This window comes from Streptococcus gwangjuense (assembly GCF_003627155.1).
GTDB classification, from domain to species: Bacteria; Bacillota; Bacilli; order Lactobacillales; family Streptococcaceae; genus Streptococcus; species Streptococcus gwangjuensis.
Genome location: NZ_CP032621.1, coordinates 1327605 through 1344973, shown reverse-complemented (window position 1 = coordinate 1344973; position 17369 = coordinate 1327605). Strand labels below are relative to the sequence as shown.

At 40.0% G+C, this 17369-nt stretch carries 19 protein-coding genes, 1 pseudogene and 2 other annotated features; of the genes and pseudogenes, 13 read left to right on the top strand and 7 right to left on the bottom strand.

The features are described from left to right. Positions 1–105: 105 nt before the first annotated feature. The 10 genes from D7D53_RS06540 (at position 106) to trpA (ending at position 10144) form a co-directional block, all read left to right on the top strand. Complete coding sequence (locus tag D7D53_RS06540) at positions 106–798, top strand: sugar transferase (RefSeq protein WP_120770500.1); 693 nt, start codon at positions 106–108, stop codon at positions 796–798. Between the two features lie 42 nt (positions 799–840). Beyond that, complete coding sequence (locus D7D53_RS06535) at positions 841–2070, top strand: DegT/DnrJ/EryC1/StrS family aminotransferase (protein ID WP_120770499.1); 1230 nt, start codon at positions 841–843, stop codon at positions 2068–2070. A gap of 40 nt (positions 2071–2110) precedes the next feature. Then, positions 2111–2334: a binding site (T-box leader), on the top strand. 66 nt (positions 2335–2400) lie between these two features. Then, positions 2401–3579, top strand: a complete 1179-nt coding sequence (gene trpB / locus D7D53_RS06530; protein ID WP_033676443.1) for a tryptophan synthase subunit beta — start codon at positions 2401–2403, stop codon at positions 3577–3579. After that, positions 3576–3801: a binding site (T-box leader), on the top strand. (Overlaps the previous gene by 4 nt.) A 71-nt stretch (positions 3802–3872) precedes the next feature. Then, positions 3873–5234 carry an anthranilate synthase component I gene (trpE, locus tag D7D53_RS06525; protein ID WP_120770498.1) on the top strand — a complete coding sequence of 454 codons (1362 nt, stop codon included), beginning with the start codon at positions 3873–3875 and terminating at the stop codon, positions 5232–5234. After that, on the top strand, positions 5231–5797 hold the full coding sequence (locus tag D7D53_RS06520; protein WP_042900462.1) for an aminodeoxychorismate/anthranilate synthase component II: 567 nt from the start codon (positions 5231–5233) through the stop codon (positions 5795–5797). Before trpE ends, D7D53_RS06520 begins: the two co-directional genes overlap by 4 nt. A 10-nt stretch (positions 5798–5807) precedes the next feature. Continuing rightward, complete coding sequence (gene trpD, locus D7D53_RS06515; protein WP_120770497.1) at positions 5808–6812, top strand: anthranilate phosphoribosyltransferase; 1005 nt, start codon at positions 5808–5810, stop codon at positions 6810–6812. After that, entirely contained in the window at positions 6809–7576 is a 768-nt protein-coding gene (trpC, locus tag D7D53_RS06510) for an indole-3-glycerol phosphate synthase TrpC (RefSeq protein ID WP_120770496.1), read from the top strand. The genes trpD and trpC overlap by 4 nt, the downstream gene beginning before the upstream one ends. Next, positions 7563–8162, top strand: coding sequence for a phosphoribosylanthranilate isomerase (locus D7D53_RS06505; protein ID WP_162927885.1), 600 nt, complete (start codon positions 7563–7565; stop codon positions 8160–8162). Before trpC ends, D7D53_RS06505 begins: the two co-directional genes overlap by 14 nt. Next, positions 8140–9363 (top strand): tryptophan synthase subunit beta, encoded by a 1224-nt coding sequence (gene trpB, locus D7D53_RS06500; RefSeq protein ID WP_000331265.1) that lies wholly within the window; start codon positions 8140–8142, stop codon positions 9361–9363. The genes D7D53_RS06505 and trpB (D7D53_RS06500) overlap by 23 nt, the downstream gene beginning before the upstream one ends. Next, positions 9356–10144 carry a tryptophan synthase subunit alpha gene (gene trpA, locus D7D53_RS06495; protein WP_120770494.1) on the top strand — a complete coding sequence of 263 codons (789 nt, stop codon included), beginning with the start codon at positions 9356–9358 and terminating at the stop codon, positions 10142–10144. The genes trpB (D7D53_RS06500) and trpA overlap by 8 nt, the downstream gene beginning before the upstream one ends. Here trpA and D7D53_RS06490 read toward each other — a convergent pair. Then, positions 10104–10763, bottom strand: coding sequence for a prepilin peptidase (locus D7D53_RS06490; protein ID WP_120770493.1), 660 nt, complete (start codon positions 10761–10763; stop codon positions 10104–10106). The genes trpA and D7D53_RS06490 overlap by 41 nt on opposite strands. A 69-nt stretch (positions 10764–10832) precedes the next feature. Here D7D53_RS06490 and D7D53_RS06485 point away from each other — a divergent pair, with 69 nt between their 5' ends. Both D7D53_RS06485 and D7D53_RS10355 read left to right on the top strand, forming a co-directional pair. Further along, the gene (locus D7D53_RS06485) at positions 10833–11288 is read left to right on the top strand and encodes a GNAT family N-acetyltransferase (RefSeq protein WP_120770492.1); all 456 of its coding nucleotides are present in this window, start codon (positions 10833–10835) and stop codon (positions 11286–11288) included. A 15-nt stretch (positions 11289–11303) separates the two neighbouring features. Beyond that, a pseudogene (locus D7D53_RS10355) lies at positions 11304–11600 on the top strand (transposase); the annotation flags it as partial. A 109-nt stretch (positions 11601–11709) separates the two neighbouring features. On the opposite strand, the gene D7D53_RS06475 reads toward D7D53_RS10355, so the two are convergent. The 5 genes from D7D53_RS06475 to D7D53_RS06455 form a co-directional block, all read right to left on the bottom strand. Then, complete coding sequence (locus tag D7D53_RS06475; protein WP_000109960.1) at positions 11710–11913, bottom strand: CsbD family protein; 204 nt, start codon at positions 11911–11913, stop codon at positions 11710–11712. A gap of 30 nt (positions 11914–11943) precedes the next feature. Further along, positions 11944–12540: an Asp23/Gls24 family envelope stress response protein gene (locus D7D53_RS06470; protein ID WP_120770491.1), complete on the bottom strand. Its 597-nt coding sequence runs from the start codon at positions 12538–12540 to the stop codon at positions 11944–11946. Between the two features lie 39 nt (positions 12541–12579). Then, positions 12580–12750 (bottom strand): DUF2273 domain-containing protein, encoded by a 171-nt coding sequence (locus D7D53_RS06465; protein ID WP_000455064.1) that lies wholly within the window; start codon positions 12748–12750, stop codon positions 12580–12582. Between the two features lie 11 nt (positions 12751–12761). Continuing rightward, positions 12762–13334: an alkaline shock response membrane anchor protein AmaP gene (gene amaP, locus D7D53_RS06460; protein WP_020901648.1), complete on the bottom strand. Its 573-nt coding sequence runs from the start codon at positions 13332–13334 to the stop codon at positions 12762–12764. 83 nt (positions 13335–13417) lie between these two features. Then, positions 13418–13654, bottom strand: a complete 237-nt coding sequence (locus tag D7D53_RS06455) for a GlsB/YeaQ/YmgE family stress response membrane protein (protein ID WP_120770490.1) — start codon at positions 13652–13654, stop codon at positions 13418–13420. Between the two features lie 375 nt (positions 13655–14029). Between D7D53_RS06455 and mgaSpn the strand changes: the two genes are divergently transcribed. Continuing rightward, on the top strand, positions 14030–15508 hold the full coding sequence (gene mgaSpn, locus D7D53_RS06450) for a virulence factor transcriptional regulator MgaSpn (protein ID WP_120770489.1): 1479 nt from the start codon (positions 14030–14032) through the stop codon (positions 15506–15508). A 514-nt stretch (positions 15509–16022) separates the two neighbouring features. On the opposite strand, the gene D7D53_RS06445 is transcribed toward mgaSpn, so the two are convergent. Further along, positions 16023–17168, bottom strand: coding sequence for a low temperature requirement protein A (locus D7D53_RS06445; protein ID WP_120770488.1), 1146 nt, complete (start codon positions 17166–17168; stop codon positions 16023–16025). Positions 17169–17369: the final 201 nt, after the last annotated feature.

Below are 17369 nucleotides of genomic sequence, written 5' to 3'. Positions count from 1 at the left end.
AGAAGGAAATCCTTCAAATTACAGATTTCTTTCACCGCCTTTTCCATTTTGTGGTATAATGAAAAATGTTGACAAATAGTATAGTAAAAACAAAGGAGAAACAGCATGCTGAAATGGGAAGACTTGCCCGTGGAAATGAAATCAAGCGAGGTTGAGTCTTACTACCAGCTTGTCTCTAAAAGGAAGGGTTCGCTGATTTTTAAGCGTTGCTTGGACTGGGTTCTGGCCTTGGTCTTGCTGGTTCTGACCTCTCCCATCTTTCTCATCTTGAGCATTTGGATCAAGTTGGATAGCAAGGGGCCAGTGATTTACAAGCAAGAGCGCGTGACCCAGTACAACCGTCGGTTCAAGATTTGGAAGTTCCGTACCATGGTGACGGATGCGGATAAAAAAGGAAGTCTGGTGACTTCTGCTAACGATAGCCGTATTACCAAGGTTGGGAATTTTATCCGCCGTGTGCGCTTGGATGAACTGCCTCAGCTGGTCAATGTCCTTAAAGGCGAAATGTCCTTTGTCGGTACACGACCTGAAGTGCCACGCTACACAGAGCAGTATAGCCCTGAAATGATGGCAACCTTGCTTTTGCCAGCAGGGATTACCTCTCCAGCCAGCATCAACTACAAGGATGAGGATACTATCATCAGTCAAATGACCGAAAAAGGCCTGTCAGTTGACCAAGCCTATGTCGAACACGTCCTTCCTGAAAAGATGCGCTATAACCTCGACTATCTCCGAGAGTTTAGTTTCCTTGGAGACATCAAAATCATGTTTCAAACCGTGTTTGAAGTGCTAAAATAAAGTAGTCATGAGAAAATGAGTACAGACAAAAGGAGCAAATCAATGCCAAATTACAATATTCCATTTTCACCACCCGATATTACGGAAGCAGAAATTGCTGAAGTAGCGGATACCCTGCGTTCTGGTTGGATTACAACAGGTCCTAAGACAAAAGAACTGGAGCGTCGCTTGTCTCAATACACACAGACTCCCAAGACTGTCTGTCTTAACTCTGCGACTGCCGCGCTTGAGTTGATTTTGCGCGTCTTGGAAGTTGGACCTGGTGATGAAGTCATCGTTCCAGCCATGACCTATACAGCTTCATGTAGTGTTATCACTCACGTGGGAGCAACTCCTGTCATGGTGGATATCCAAGCAGATACGTTTGAGATGGACTATGACCTGCTTGAGCAAGCTATCACTGAAAAGACCAAGGTGATCATCCCAGTAGAGCTTGCAGGGATTGTTTGCGACTACGACCGTTTGTTCCAAGTTGTGGAGAAGAAACGTGATCTCTTTACCGCTTCAAGCAAGTGGCAAAAAGCCTTTAACCGTATCGTGATTGTTTCTGATAGTGCCCATGCTTTGGGATCTACTTATAAAGGGCAACCAGCTGGTTCTATCGCTGACTTTACTTCCTTCTCATTCCACGCCGTTAAGAACTTTACAACTTCAGAAGGTGGAAGTGCCACTTGGAAAGCCAATCCAGCGATTGACGACGAAGAGATGTACAAGGAATTCCAAATTCTTTCCCTTCACGGGCAAACTAAGGATGCTCTTGCCAAGATGCAACTGGGTTCATGGGAATACGATATCGTCACACCAGCCTACAAGTGTAATATGACCGATATTATGGCTTCCCTTGGTTTGGTACAATTGGACCGCTACCCAAGTTTGCTAGAACGTCGTAAGGAGATCGTGAACCGCTATGATCGTGGTTTTGCAGGTTCTCGCATCCATCCATTGGCACACAAGACTGAAACTGTCGAATCTTCACGCCACCTTTACATCACCCATGTAGAAGGAGCGAGCTTAGAAGAACGCAATCTTATCATCCAAGAATTAGCTAAAGCAGGGATTGCAAGTAATGTACACTACAAACCACTTCCGCTCTTGACAGCCTATAAGAATCTTGGCTTTGATATGACGAACTATCCTAAGGCCTATGCCTTTTTTGAAAATGAAATTACGCTCCCTCTTCATACTAAATTAAGCGATGAAGAAGTGGACTATATCATTGAGACTTTCAAAACAGTTTCTGAAAAAGTACTAGCTTCATCAAAAAAATTGTAAAAAAGTCTTGACAAAGAAAAAACAAAGTATTAAAATAAGTTCAACAAATCAGAAAAGTAACTATATTTGATCTTCAGGGAGCCTGTGGTGATTGTGAACAGGTGGTTGGAAGTAGTGAAAGTGGGCTGATTTTAAAAATGAATTTGAAACAATGAAAATTCGGTGCGCACACCTTACAGTGCAACTTGTTGTTAGACAAGGCAGAGATGTAAAGGGATAGTCCCTTTATAATTGAGGTGGCACCGCGTTACCAACGCCCTCACATGGAAGTATTTTCTGTGTGTGGGCTTTTTTCATATCTTGGAACCAATACAGAAAGAGGAAATTTTTATGACAACTAAAGGTTATTTTGGACAATTTGGTGGTAGTTTTGTACCGGAGCCGATTCAGGCTTTGTTGGATGAGTTGGAAGTGACATTTGAAAAGTACAAGGATGATCCAGAATTTTTGGCAGAATTTCGCCATTACTTGAAGGATTATTCAGGTCGAGAAACACCGCTCTATTTTGCAGAAAGTTTGACAGAGCACTTAGGTGGCGCTAAGATTTATCTCAAGCGCGAAGACCTTAACCATCTTGGTTCTCATAAACTCAACAACGTTTTAGGACAAATTCTTTTGGCCAAACGCATGGGCAAAAAACGAGTAATCGCTGAAACAGGAGCTGGTCAGCACGGTGTTGCGACAGCAGCGGCTGCAGCCAAGTTTGGTATGGCCTGTGATGTCTACATGGGAGCAGAGGATGTGGAACGTCAACGTCTCAATGTTTTCCGTATGGAGATGATGGGAGCAACTGTTCACGCAGTTGAAACAGGGACTCGTACCCTCAAAGATGCGGTTGATGCAGCCTTTGGAGCATGGATGAATGACCTTGAAGCCTTCTATGTTCTGGGATCTGCTGTGGGACCTCACCCATATCCTACAATTGTCCACGAGTTCCAAAAGGTCATCAGTGAAGAATCTCGCCGTCAAATCTTAGAAAAAGAAGGTCGTTTACCAGACTACGTTATTGCCTGTGTAGGTGGTGGTTCTAATGCTATTGGTGCATTTTCTCAGTATGTGGCTGATGAAGAAGTTAAATTGGTTGGGGTTGAAGCTGCTGGTCACGGACTTGACACAGACAAGCACGCAGCTACTATGACAAAAGGTAGTATCGGAATTGTCGATGGCATGAAGACTTATGCAGTCTTTAAGGAAGATGGAGAGCTAGCTCCAGTTTACTCTATCTCAGCTGGATTGGACTATCCAGGGGTTGGCCCAGAACACGCATACTTTAAAGATTCAGGTCGCGTGGAATATGTGGCTGCGACAGACGAAGAAGCTGTTCAGGCTCTCCTCCTTCTTAGCAAGACTGAAGGAATTATCCCAGCGATTGAAAGTTCGCACGCTATCGCAGAAGCAGTTAAACGTGCACCGAAACTAAGTAAAGACGACATTATCATCATCAATGTCTCTGGTCGTGGAGACAAGGACGTAGCTGCAATTGCGGACTACCTAGAAGCTAAAAAATAATAGATGGAAAAATTACAGTCTTTTCTCTCACAGAGAGCTTGTGGTTGCTGGAAACAAGCAGAGAAAGCTGTAAGGTTGGGTCCATCTGAAACGAGAGAAGAAAACATAATTCTCAAGGGAGTGCCCTTTATCGCACAGCCTGTTACAGGAAATATCTGAGACAGGAATGAGAGATAGGAGAAATCCTATAATTGAGGTGGCACCGCGAATTTCGTCCTCACGCAAGTTATTTTGCGTGGGGATTTTTCATACAGTCGCCACGGACTAGAAGTAGAACTGAAAGGGAAATTACAATGGAACGAATCATTCATGGAGATGTCTTATCACCAATCTTGGCTTATATGCGCCTAAAGGGGCAACACAAGGTTATCTTAGAGAGTATTCCGAGAGACAAGGAAACCGCTCGTTTTTCTATCCTAGCCTATAATCCTGTTTTTGAGATTAAGTTTGAAAATGGAGTCCTTTATCAAAATGGTCAAGTGATTGATCGTGATCCCTTGGATTTTCTTTATCAAGTGACTCATAAGAGTCAACACCATTCAGACCTCCCTTTTGGTGGTGGGGCAATTGGTTTTGTTGGTTACGATATGATTTCGCTTTATGAAGAAATTGGTCAAATCCCTCAAGATACGATTGGAACGCCAGACATGCATTTCTTCGTCTATGAGAGTTATATGGTCTTTGACCACAAGAAGGAAAAAATCCATGTCATCGAGGATGCTCTCTATAGTGAGCGTAGCCAAGAAGACTTGGCAGAAGCCTTGAACCAAGTGCTTGAGGAATTACGCATTCCTGCTCCAAATGAATTTGAAGACTTGGATCTATCTCCGTTAGACTTCAAACCGCATATCGCTCCTCAGAAGTTTGAGCAAATGGTGGAAACCGCTCGTGACTTGATTCGTAACGGGGATATGTTCCAATGCGTGCTCAGTCAGCGCTTCTCAGCAGAAGTTACTGGAAATCCATTTGACTTCTACAGAAATCTCCGCGTGACCAATCCATCTAATTACCTTTATTTCTATGACTTTGGTGATTATCAAATCATCGGAGCAAGTCCAGAAAGTTTGGTTTCTGTCAAAAATGGCATCGTGACAACCAATCCGATTGCAGGTACGCGACCAAGAGGAGCTACAGATGAAGAAGACAAGGCTTTGGCGACAGACCTGCTTTCGGATGAGAAGGAAACAGCAGAGCATCGAATGTTAGTAGACTTGGGTCGTAATGATATTGGCCGCATCTCTGAAACGGCCAGTGTCCAAGTCACCAAGTATATGGAAGTGGAGCTCTTCCGTTATGTCATGCATTTGACCAGTGTGGTCAAGGGGCGTTTGCTTCCAGAACTCACTGCCATGGATGCTTTGAAAGCAACACTTCCTGCTGGAACAGTTTCTGGAGCACCAAAGATTCGAGCGATGAGACGCATCTATGAACTGGAAACAGAAAAACGGGGCGTATACGCAGGAGCAATCGGCTACTTGTCTGCGACGGGTGATATGGATTTCGCCATTGCCATCCGAACGATGATTCTCAAAAATCAAACAGCCTATGTGCAGGCTGGGGCAGGGATTGTCTACGACTCCATCGCCCAAAACGAATACCAAGAAACCATTAACAAAGCAAAATCTATGACTAGAATTGGAGAACTAAGACCATGATTTTATTGATTGACAACTATGATTCTTTTACCTATAACTTGGCCCAATACATTGGGAATTTTGCAGAAGTGCAGGTCTTGAGAAATGATGATCCCAAGCTGTATGAAGAAGCTGAAAAAGCAGATGGTCTGGTCTTTTCTCCTGGTCCTGGTTGGCCAGTTGATGCCGGAAAGATGGAAGACATGATTCGTGACTTTGCTGGCAAGAAGCCGATTCTTGGGATCTGTTTGGGTCACCAAGCCATTGCAGAAGTCTTTGGTGGTAAGTTAGGTTTGGCTCCAAAAGTCATGCATGGGAAACAGAGTAATATCAGCTTTGAAGCGCCATCTGTTTTGTATCAAGGTATTGAGGATGGCCGTGCGGTCATGCGTTACCACAGTATTTTGATTGAAGAAATGCCAGAAGAGTTTGAAGTGACAGCTCGTTCGACTGATGACCAAGCCATCATGGGGATTCAACATAAAAACCTACCGATTTATGGCTTCCAGTACCATCCAGAGAGCATTGGAACGCCAGACGGCTTGTCTTCTATTCGGAATTTTATCGAGAAGGTTGTAAAGTGAGGAAACTAGGATGAAAGAGATTATTGAAAAACTAGCAAAATTTGAAAATTTATCAGGTGTGGAAATGACGGATGTCATTGAGCGTATCGTAACTGGACGTGTAACGGAGGCGCAAATTGCTTCTCTCCTCTTAGCTCTTAAGATGAAGGGGGAAACACCTGAAGAACGCACAGCCATTGCCCAAGTCATGAGAGGACATGCCCAATATATTCCAACTGAGATTCATGATGCCATGGACAACTGTGGTACAGGTGGAGACAAGTCTTTCAGTTTTAATATTTCCACAACTGCAGCCTTTGTCTTGGCTGGTGGCGGTGTTCATATGGCAAAACACGGTAACCGCTCGATTTCTTCTAAATCTGGTTCTGCAGATGTTCTAGAAGCCTTGGGCATCAACCTAGACCTTAAACCAGCTGAACTAGGTAAGGTTTTTGATAAAACTGGAATCGTCTTTCTCTTTGCCAAAAATATGCACCCAGCTATGAAATACATCATGCCAGCTCGTTTGGAATTGGGGATTCCAACGATTATGAATTTGACTGGTCCCCTGATTCACCCAATGGCCTTGGAAACACAGCTTCTTGGAATTAGTCGTCCAGAACTTCTGGAAAGTACAGCTCAGGTTTTGAAAAATATGGGTCGCAAACGTGCTATTGTAGTAGCTGGACCAGAAGGACTGGATGAAGCTGGCTTGAATGGAACAACCACGATTGCTCTTCTTGAAAATGGCGAAATCACCTTGTCAAGCTTTACTCCAGAGGATTTAGGGATGGAGTGCTACGCTATCGAAGATATTCGTGGAGGGAATGCTCAGGAAAATGCAGAAATTTTGCTCAGCGTTCTTAAAAATGAACCAAGTCCATTCTTGGAAACTACAGTTTTAAATGCTGGTCTTGGTTTCTATGCTAATGGTAAGGTAGCTAGTATTAAGGAAGGAGTTGCCTTAGCTCGTCAAGTGATTGCTAGTGGCAAGGCCCTTGAAAAACTCAGACTGTTACAGGAGTACCAAAAATGAGTCAGGAATTTTTAGCACGAATTTTGGAGCAGAAGGCGCGTGAGGTTGAGCAGATGGAGCTGGAGGAAATCCAGCCCCTGCGCCAGACCTATCGCTTGGCAGAATTTTTGAAGAATCATCAGGATCGCTTGCAGGTAATCTCTGAAGTCAAGAAAGCTAGCCCTAGTCTGGGAGATATCAATCTAGATGTGGATATTGTGCAACAGGCCCAGACTTATGAAGCGAACGGAGCAGTGATGATTTCCGTTCTGACAGATGAGGTTTTCTTTAAAGGACATTTGGATTATCTACGGGAGATTTCCAGTCAGGTAAACATTCCGACGCTCAACAAGGACTTTATTATCGATGAAAAGCAAATCATTCGAGCTCGCAATGCAGGTGCAACAGTCATCTTGCTCATTGTGGCAGCCTTGTCCGAAGAACGCCTCAAGGAACTTTATGACTATGCGACGGAGCTTGGTCTGGAAGTCTTGGTGGAGACTCATAATCTAGCTGAACTAGAGGTAGCTCACAGACTTGGTGCTGAGATTATCGGGGTCAACAACCGCAACTTGACCACCTTTGAAGTCGACTTGCAGACCAGTGTAGATTTGGCTAAACATTTCAAAGATGATTGCTTGTACATTTCTGAATCTGCTATTTTCACAGGGCAGGATGCGGAACGAGTAGCGCCATACTTTAACGGAATTTTGGTAGGGACAGCTCTCATGCAGGCAGAAGATGTGGCCCAGAGAATCAAGGAGTTGCAGATTGACAAAGGTTAAGATTTGTGGACTATCGACCAAAGAAGCGGTAGAGTCAGCCGTATCAGCAGGGGCAGACTACATCGGTTTTGTCTTTGCACCTAGTAAAAGACAGGTGACCTTGGATCAGGCTTCTGAGCTGGTAATGCTTATTCCTGCGGATGTCAAAAAAGTTGGTGTATTTGTTTCACCAAGTCGGGCAGAACTGCTAGAAGCGATTGACAAAGTTGGCTTGGACTTTGTTCAAGTTCACGGTCAGGTAGGGGATGATTTGTTTGAGGATTTGCCTTGTGCTAGCATTCAGGCTGTGCAGGTGGATGGAGAGGGTAATGTGCCCAATTCTCAGGCAGACTATCTACTCTTTGATGCCCCTGTGGCTGGGAGTGGTCAACCCTTTGATTGGGGTCAACTGGATACGACAGGATTAACTCAGCTCTTCTTTATCGCAGGTGGGCTTAATGAAGACAATGTAGTAAAAGCAATTCAACACTTTACTCCCTATGCAGTAGATGTATCAAGCGGAGTGGAGACAGATGGACAAAAAGATCATGAAAAGATTAGAAGATTTATAGAGAGGGTAAAGAATGGCATATCAAGAACCAAATAAAGATGGATTTTACGGAAAATTCGGTGGACGTTTTGTCCCAGAAACATTGATGACAGCAGTTTTGGAGTTGGAGAAGGCCTACCGTGAAAGTCAGGCAGACCCAAGTTTCCAAGAGGAATTAAACCAACTTTTGCGCCAGTATGTGGGACGTGAAACTCCCCTTTACTACGCAAAAAACTTGACCCAGCATATCGGCGGAGCCAAGATTTATCTTAAACGTGAAGATCTTAACCATACAGGGGCCCACAAGATTAACAATGCCTTGGGACAAGTTCTTCTGGCTAAACGCATGGGTAAAAAGAAAATTATCGCTGAAACAGGTGCTGGTCAGCACGGTGTAGCAACTGCAACAGCTGCGGCCCTCTTTAACATGGAATGTACCATCTATATGGGTGAGGAGGATGTCAAACGCCAAGCCCTCAATGTGTTCCGTATGGAGCTTTTGGGAGCCAAGGTCGAAGCGGTAACAGATGGTTCGCGCGTACTCAAGGATGCGGTCAATGCGGCCCTTCGTTCATGGGTAGCTAATATCGATGATACCCACTATATCCTTGGTTCTGCCTTGGGGCCTCATCCATTCCCAGAAATCGTTCGTGACTTCCAAAGTGTTATTGGTCGAGAAGCTAAACAACAGTACCGTGACTTGACAGGTCAAGATCTGCCAGATGCCCTAGTGGCCTGTGTTGGTGGTGGTTCTAATGCTATCGGGCTCTTCCATCCCTTTGTAGAAGATGAGTCAGTAGCCATGTATGGGGCTGAAGCAGCAGGACTTGGTGTGGATACAGAGCATCACGCAGCGACTTTGACTAAGGGTCGTCCGGGTGTCCTTCACGGTTCCCTCATGGATGTGCTCCAAGATGCTCATGGTCAAATTCTTGAAGCCTTCTCTATCTCAGCAGGTTTGGACTATCCTGGTATCGGTCCAGAACATTCTCACTACCACGATATCAAACGTGCCAGCTATGTCCCTGTGACAGACGAAGAAGCCTTGGAAGGATTTCAACTCTTGTCTCGTGTGGAAGGGATTATCCCAGCCTTGGAATCTAGCCATGCTATCGCTTTTGCGGTGAAATTGGCCAAAGAACTTGGTCCAGACAAGTCCATGATTGTCTGTCTATCAGGTCGTGGGGACAAGGATGTGGTTCAAGTCAAAGACCGCTTGGAAGCAGATGCAGCAAAGAAGGGAGAAGCTCATGCCTAAGACACTAACAGAAAAATTGAACGCTATCAAAGCAGCAGGAAAAGGAATTTTCGTTCCTTATATCATGGCTGGAGACCATGAGAAAGGTTTGGATGGACTCGGAGAAACAATCCACTTTTTAGAAGATTTGGGTGTCTCTGCAATTGAAGTGGGTATTCCCTTTTCAGACCCTGTTGCAGATGGACCTGTTATCGAAGAAGCTGGCTTGCGTAGTTTAGCCCACGGGACTTCGACACAAGCTTTGGTTGAAACCTTGAAAAATATTGAAACAGAGGTTCCGCTGGTCATCATGACCTACTTTAACCCCCTTTTTCAGTACGGTGTGGAGAACTTTGTCAAAGATTTGGAAGATACAGGGGTTAAGGGATTGATTATCCCAGACCTGCCTCATGAGCATGCAAACTTTGTAGAACCATTTTTGGCAGACACAGACATTGCCTTGATTCCTCTAGTTAGTTTGACGACAGGAATTGAACGCCAGAAAGAGTTGATTGATGGGGCAGAAGGATTCGTCTATGCCGTTGCCATCAATGGGGTGACAGGGAAATCAGGCAATTACCGTGCAGACTTGGATAAGCACTTGGCACAACTTCATCAAGTGGCCGATATCCCAGTCTTGACAGGTTTTGGTGTATCTAGTCAAGCCGATGTAGAACGCTTCAATGAGGTGTCAGATGGCGTTATCGTTGGTTCGAAAATTGTAAAAGCCCTCCATCAAGGAGAGCCGATTCAGGACTTTATCAAACAAGCAGTAACTTACCAAAAACAATCACACAAGTAGCGAGTAAGAGGAAAGGCACAAAAGGAAGTCTTTCCTTTTTCTTTTGTAGGAGAAAGGCTAGAATTCCTGTTGCAGAAGCAAACTGAATCAAGATCAGTAATTCGGTCGCACTAAAGACGAGAGCGCAAGAAGCTAAAAAGAGGAAATCCCCTGCGCCCATGCGAATATCAATAAAATGAGCCAAAATTCCAAGAACAAGGAGGAAGATCATGACCAAATTCCAGCCGGAGCAGACTATTAGGAGTAGATGAAAGACAATCCAGACCAGTAAGGGATATTCCTGATGGCGAAAGTCGTAGATGCCCAAGGTCAAACCAGCAGTGATTAGGATGACTTGCCCCAAGGGAAGCAATTCCCAAGAGTAAAGCAGAAATATGAGTCCTAAGCCTAGTTCAAAGAGGGCATACCAGACAGGATAAGGAGCCTTGCAGTAGCGACAGCGAAAGCGATTGAGTACCTGTGAGAGAATCGGAATCAAATCTAAGGGACGTAAAGGAGTCTGACAGGAATCGCAGTGACTGGCTGGGCTGATAATGGATTGCTCTGGGAAACGGTCAATAACCAAACCAAGAAAGGAAGCGAGAATGCTCCCGACAAGAAAAAAATAAATATTAATCATACTTATCTATTCGTAAAAAATAGGAGAAGTAGTATAATGGAGAAACATAGATAAGATGGTGAGGCAAAGATGATAATTCGTTTTGAAGAAAAGGTGAGCACAGAAAATGCTCAGCTCGTATGCCAATGGTCCAACTCCCTTGGCAAAGTTTTTCAAGAACAATGGATGGGAACAATGATTCCTTTTCCCTTGACAATTCAAGTTTTGCAAGATTTTGAAGGAATCTTTTCAATCTTTGAAGGACAAGAGTTTGTCGGGCTTATCCAGAAAATTAGGCTAGAAGACAGCAATCTTCATATTGGAAGATTTTTTATCAACCCCCAGAAACAGGGGCAAGGCTTAGGTAGGCAGGCTTTAAGGAAATTTGTTAGTTTGGTCTTTGAAAATGGAGACATAGACAGTATTTCTCTAAATGTCTTCGAGGCAAATCAAAGAGCTCAGCACCTTTACCAAAAAGAAGGATTTGAAATCGTTCAAATGGTTGAAGCACCCGTACGAAAATACATCATGAAAAAGGGGAGATAGAAGGCAAACAGCCTTGAAATCAATGTTGACTGCGATGATGAACCTGAATCAGCCCCTCAAAAGGGACTGTATATAAATGAACGTTACCAGTGTTTAAAAACTAAAGAATATCAGGCACTTTTATCTTCCAAGGGTAGATAAATTTTCGCTAAACGTAAGATTGATATGAAATCTGTCTTTGGGCAGATAAAGGTTTGTTTGGGTTATAAGAGATGTCATCTGAGAGGTAAGCGTAAAGTGAGAATTGACATGGGATTCGTACTCATGGTCAACAACCTGCTGAAATATAATAAGAGAAAGAGGAAAAATTAAAAAGCTAGAGTTCCGCAATTGGAAATCTCTAGCTTTTTGTTTTCTGAGAATCATCTTGACTCAGACTCTTTTGACTAATGTTACTAAAAAGATAAAGTAACTTTTAGCCTTATTTATTGTCGCCACTCAACATGTTTTTAACACCTTCGATAGCGCCTTCTACAGCGTCTTTGGCATCTTCAGCAACTTCTTTTACTTTAGAAACAACTTTTTCAGCTGTTCCTTCTTTTTCCATTTTTTCATCACCGATGGCTTTACCAACACCTTCTTTAATAGAACCCTTAGCTTGATTTAATTTTTCTTCTACTGACATGATAATTTCTCCTGTTATATTTATTTTATCTTAGTTTACACGAGTTTTTTCGTGAGATACTACACCAGTTGCTGCACCTTTAACAGCTTCTACACCTTCGCTAACTTTTTCTTGAACAGTTGAGAAACCAGATTTAGCTTTTTCGAATTGTTCTGAAGCGAATTCTCCTGTTGATTCAGCAACGTCAGATACGCGATCTTGAAGGCTTACTGAGTCTGCTTCATGTTGTTCTTTAGTTTTGATGTCGACAACGTTTACGTTGATTTCAACAACTTCCAAGTCAGTCATTTTAGCAACTTCTGAAGATACGATTTCTCTGATTTCTGAATATAAAGCTGGAACATTTTTTTGGTACTCAACAATAACGTTTAAGTCAACTGCAACTTGTGTTTTACCAACTTCTACGTTAACACCACTTGTTACATCATCGCTGTTAATGATTTTTTCTTTAAGATTTGAGAAGAAACCACCGTCGATTCCCAAAAGACCTGAAACGTTTTCTAGTGACAGACCAATGATTTTTTGGATAACTTTATCTTCGTAAGTAAGTTCTCCTTTGATTTCGTGAGCTACAGCAGTAGCATCTTTCTTTTCTACGTTAGTGTTAATGTTTTTTTCGTTTGACATATGAAACTCCTTTAATTAAATTAGTAATTTTTATTTTTTTTATTTATCTATATAGTTTTTTTCGATATATAATCCAGCTGCAACTCCCAGTGCTCCTAAAATCAATACAAATATTGTTTTGAAGAAGCCAAAGGAGATAATCAAACAGGCGAGAAATACGCCTATGAGACCAGCGATAATTGGATATCGATATTGTTTAAGCCATTCCATTTTTTACTTCCTTACTTCACACGACTAACAGTCTTTTTGTTTTGAGGTTTTGGTTTAGGCTGGTAGTCTTTTACTAGAACTTCTAGTTTAACCTGACGCTCAATACCAAAAAACTGCTTCAATCCATTAGTTATTTCATTTTGAATTAGTTGGCATCTGTCAGCGATGTTGTCCGAAGGAAGAATTTTACCTTCTACATGAACGAAACATTTATTTTTTCGTAAATTTACATGAACAGTTGGGTTCTTGATCAATCCATGATCACTTACCAAACTTCTAACAAAACCTTCGATTGCAGAATTCTTTAATTTTAATGTATCGTTTTTAGTTTCAAGTTGAATTTCCAAATAACGTTTAGGATAAAACAACACAACTAACATCGATAACAAAACTAAAGTTGATAGAGCCACTATCCCCCAGAATATATATCTAGAGAGATAGAATTCAACGAAATGATTCTGTCTCCAGCTAAATAGCTGAATGCCTAGATCACTAACTTGATGATAATCTATCAAAACAGGAAGGAAAATTGTCAAGATTAAAATACAGAAAATAATGAAACATATTTTCTTTGCTTTTGACATATACAATCCTTTCGATTTAACATTTAAACTATTTTTCTCGTCATTGATTTAAAAATAGTTTGCTAACTTTACTGGCGAAAAGTTTACTTTCTACCTGTAAAGAATGATACTACAGTAACAACAATTGCTGCTCCTGCAATAGATGGGATCAAAGCCATTCCAGCGATGGATGGGCCCCAACTACCTAAAAGGGATTGTCCTACAGATGCCCCGACTAAACCAGCGAATACATTTGCGACGATTCCCATAGAACTACCTTTTTTAGTGATTCTACCTGCTACAAGTCCAATAAGACCTCCAGCAATGATTGACCACAATATTGTTTACCCTCCTTTTTTATTTTAATATCAAAAAATAAATCAATTCCTTTGATTATTGCTATTATATAATTTTGATATAAAATAATCAATTATTTTGATTATTATATAATTTTAATATAAAAAATCAAATTCTTTGATTGTTGCTATTATATAATTTTTAAAATTAAAAGTATAATCTTTCGACTTGAATTTGATTCTGTATTCACGCCCTCAATAGACGGTAAAATAAGAAAATTGTTTATATATTGCCCCCGTAGTGTTATTATACGAAATAAAAGGTTCTTAGTAAAAGTCGTTATATCATGTTATACCTATTCTTTGTGGTATAATTGCAAGAGGTTTAATCCGATAATTTATAAAGAGAGAAAGACATTTATGAGAGATTTATTATCTAAAAAAAGTCATAGGCAATTAGAATTATTAGAATTATTATTTGAACATAAACGTTGGTTTCATCGTTCTGAACTAGCAGAGTTACTAAATTGTACAGAACGTGCAGTCAAAGATGATCTATCCCATGTTAAATCTGCTTTTCCTGACTTGATTTTTCATTCTTCTACTAATGGTATACGCATTATTAATACCGATGATAGTGATATTGAAATGGTTTACCATCATTTCTTTAAGCATTCAACTCATTTTTCGATTTTAGAATTTATCTTCTTTAATGAAGGTTGTCAAGCTGAGAGTATTTGTAAAGAATTTTATATCAGTTCATCTTCGCTCTATCGTATTATTAGCCAAATCAATAAAGTGATTAAAAGGCAATTTCAATTTGAAATCAGTCTGACCCCTGTTCAAATCATTGGAAATGAGAGAGATATTCGTTACTTTTTTGCACAATATTTTTCAGAAAAATATTATTTCCTAGAATGGCCATTTGAAAATTTTTCATCAGAGCCCCTATCTCAATTGTTAGAATTGGTTTATAAGGAAACAAGCTTTCCAATGAATTTGTCAACTCATAGAATGCTAAAGTTGCTCCTAGTTACGAACCTATATAGAATAAAGTTTGGTCATTTCATGGAAGTAGAGAAAGACTCTTTTAACGATCAAAGTTTGGATTTTTTAATGCAGGTAGAAGGAATAGAAGGTGTTGCTCAGAGTTTTGAATCAGAATACAATATCTCTTTAGATGAAGAAGTGGTTTGCCAATTATTTGTGTCTTACTTTCAAAAAATGTTTTTCATAGATGAAAGTCTCTTTATGAAATGTGTAAAAAAGGATAGCTATGTTGAAAAATCTTATCATCTATTGAGTGATTTTATTGATCAGATTTCAGTCAAGTATCAGATTGAGATTGAGAATAAGGATAATCTGATTTGGCATCTGCATAATACCGCACATCTGTATCGTCAAGAGTTGTCCACTGAGTTTATTTTATTTGATCAAAAAGGGAATACAATCAGGAATTTTCAAAATATTTTTCCTAAATTTGTTTCAGATGTAAAAAAAGAGCTTTCTCATTATTTAGAGACTCTTGAGGTTTGTTCTAGTTCAATGATGGTAAATCATCTATCTTATACCTTCATCACTCATACCAAACATTTGGTGCTTAATTTACTACAAAATCAGCCAAAGCTGAAGGTTCTGGTTATGAGCAATTTTGATCAGTATCATGCAAAATCAGTAGCGGAAACACTTTCTTATTATTGCAGCAACAATTTTGAACTTGAGGTTTGGACTGAATTAGAATTATCAAAGGAATCTTTAGAAGAATCGCCTTATGATATCATCATTTCTAATTTTATTATTCCTCCGATTGAAAATAAGAGACTGATCTATTCAAATAATATAAACACGGTCTCACTCATATCTTTGTTGAATGCCATGATGTTTATTCGATTAGATTAGTAACCTAAAATAAAAAATGCTATTTCGCGTTTTGAACTGTACCTCAAAAGTTAGACAGAAAAAATCTAATTTTTGGGGTGTTTTTGTTAAGAAAAGACCTTCAGTCATTTAAGTAAAATGTACATCTAGAGTCATAGTCCTCTAAAACTCTTGCTTTTTTTTTGTAGAAGATACGAAAAAAGCCTTTACTCAAGGCTTTTCCTGTTGTATGTAGATGCCCCCTACATGGATTTGTAAGAACTTTTCATATTGAAAATAAACAAAAATGTTGAAATATAGCTGATTTTAGGGAAATACTTTTAGGTGTTTTCAATGTCAGGATTTAAAAATGGGGCAAAAACGAATGACTCGTATTTGGTTTGAAAACCTATAATACCTAATGATTATGCTATTCTAGATATATAGTTTTGTTATAAATAAATGTCAGTGCGAGTTCAAATCGGAGGATAAAATGGAAAAACAAATTAATGAAAAAAAGCCTTGGTTCCCAAAGCTTTTTAATGTTATAAACTCATTAAAATAACTCCCAGTTAGATTTGGAATATTTTTTATTCTGTGTCATATAAAAATAAATAAAATGAATGGCTATAGCTAGAGCTAAAATGGTTGTTATACTCACTACTATTATAGGATTAGAAGCAAAGATTAAAGAGAGAATAAAGGAAGCCAGATAGAGTGTCGCTTGGACACAGTAGTAACTTTTCGAATAGCGAAGATAGTGTTTGTTATAGGGCCCATTTACTAGGACAGCAGCTTGAAAGAGGCCAAATCCGATATAAGAGAAGCTGGTTGCAAAGAGACGATTAGCTTCAGGATTCTGAAGAAAACTCATCGATACAGTCATCATCATAAGTCCAATGAAAATAGGATAGTGACTGTAAATTAGAAATAGTCCCTTTTGATTAGATTTTTCATCAATAGCATGGTCGAATTGACCAAAATAAAACAAGAACAGAGAAATCATAATAATGAGATAAAGAACCGAATAAATCGAGAAATTCTCGATTGTAAAGAAGTTAGCTAGATTCGTAATCATCTCTCCAAACGTAATAATGACAAGAAGGGAGATGCGCTCGATTAAATGGGGGAGATTTACCTGGTAATGCTTATCTTTATTAAGCAAGATACTTGGCATAATAAAGATAAACAGAATACTAGCAAAGAAGATATAGACTCTAACGTAAATAGGAAGAAGAGCTGCTAGATAGACTCCTAAACTTCCTAGACCTGTTATCCATAGAAAATCTTTGATACTTTCCCGTTCAACATCATCGGTTGATTTTCTAAAAAATTCAACCAAATATTGAAAAAATAAGGTAAGGGTTAATGTACCAATAGCCCAACAGAGATAATGAAAATATTGTTGCCAATCAGGTCCAATCATATTGGCTATAAAGAGTAAAAGTCCCATTTTGATAAACATGATTACCATGTTAAATAAAGAGTTCTTTCCATAGCGATTGGTATAATCGGTTTGAATCATCCAGGAATCGATGAGAACCAAAATAGCAATGAAAAAATCAAGGAAAGAATTCCAAGTCAAAATACCGTTATGAAGATGGTCGATTAAAGTAGTTACTTTTGAAATTGCAAAAACAAAAACTAAGTCATAAAAAAGTTCTGAAAATTCTACACGTTTATGTTTAATAAGAGTTGTCATCTTAAGACCTTTCTATTTTAGAAGTACAATTTATTATAACAGAAAATGGTAATGAGAGAAAAGGAGATGCTTAAATAACTTTATGTGGCGCTAATGAACTGCGCCACAAAAGTTAGGTTTTTTCTGTCCAACTTTTGGGGTCAGTACAGAAGGGCCGCTTTTTCTATCGTTTTTAGTGCTAAGACTACACAAAAAAGCCTT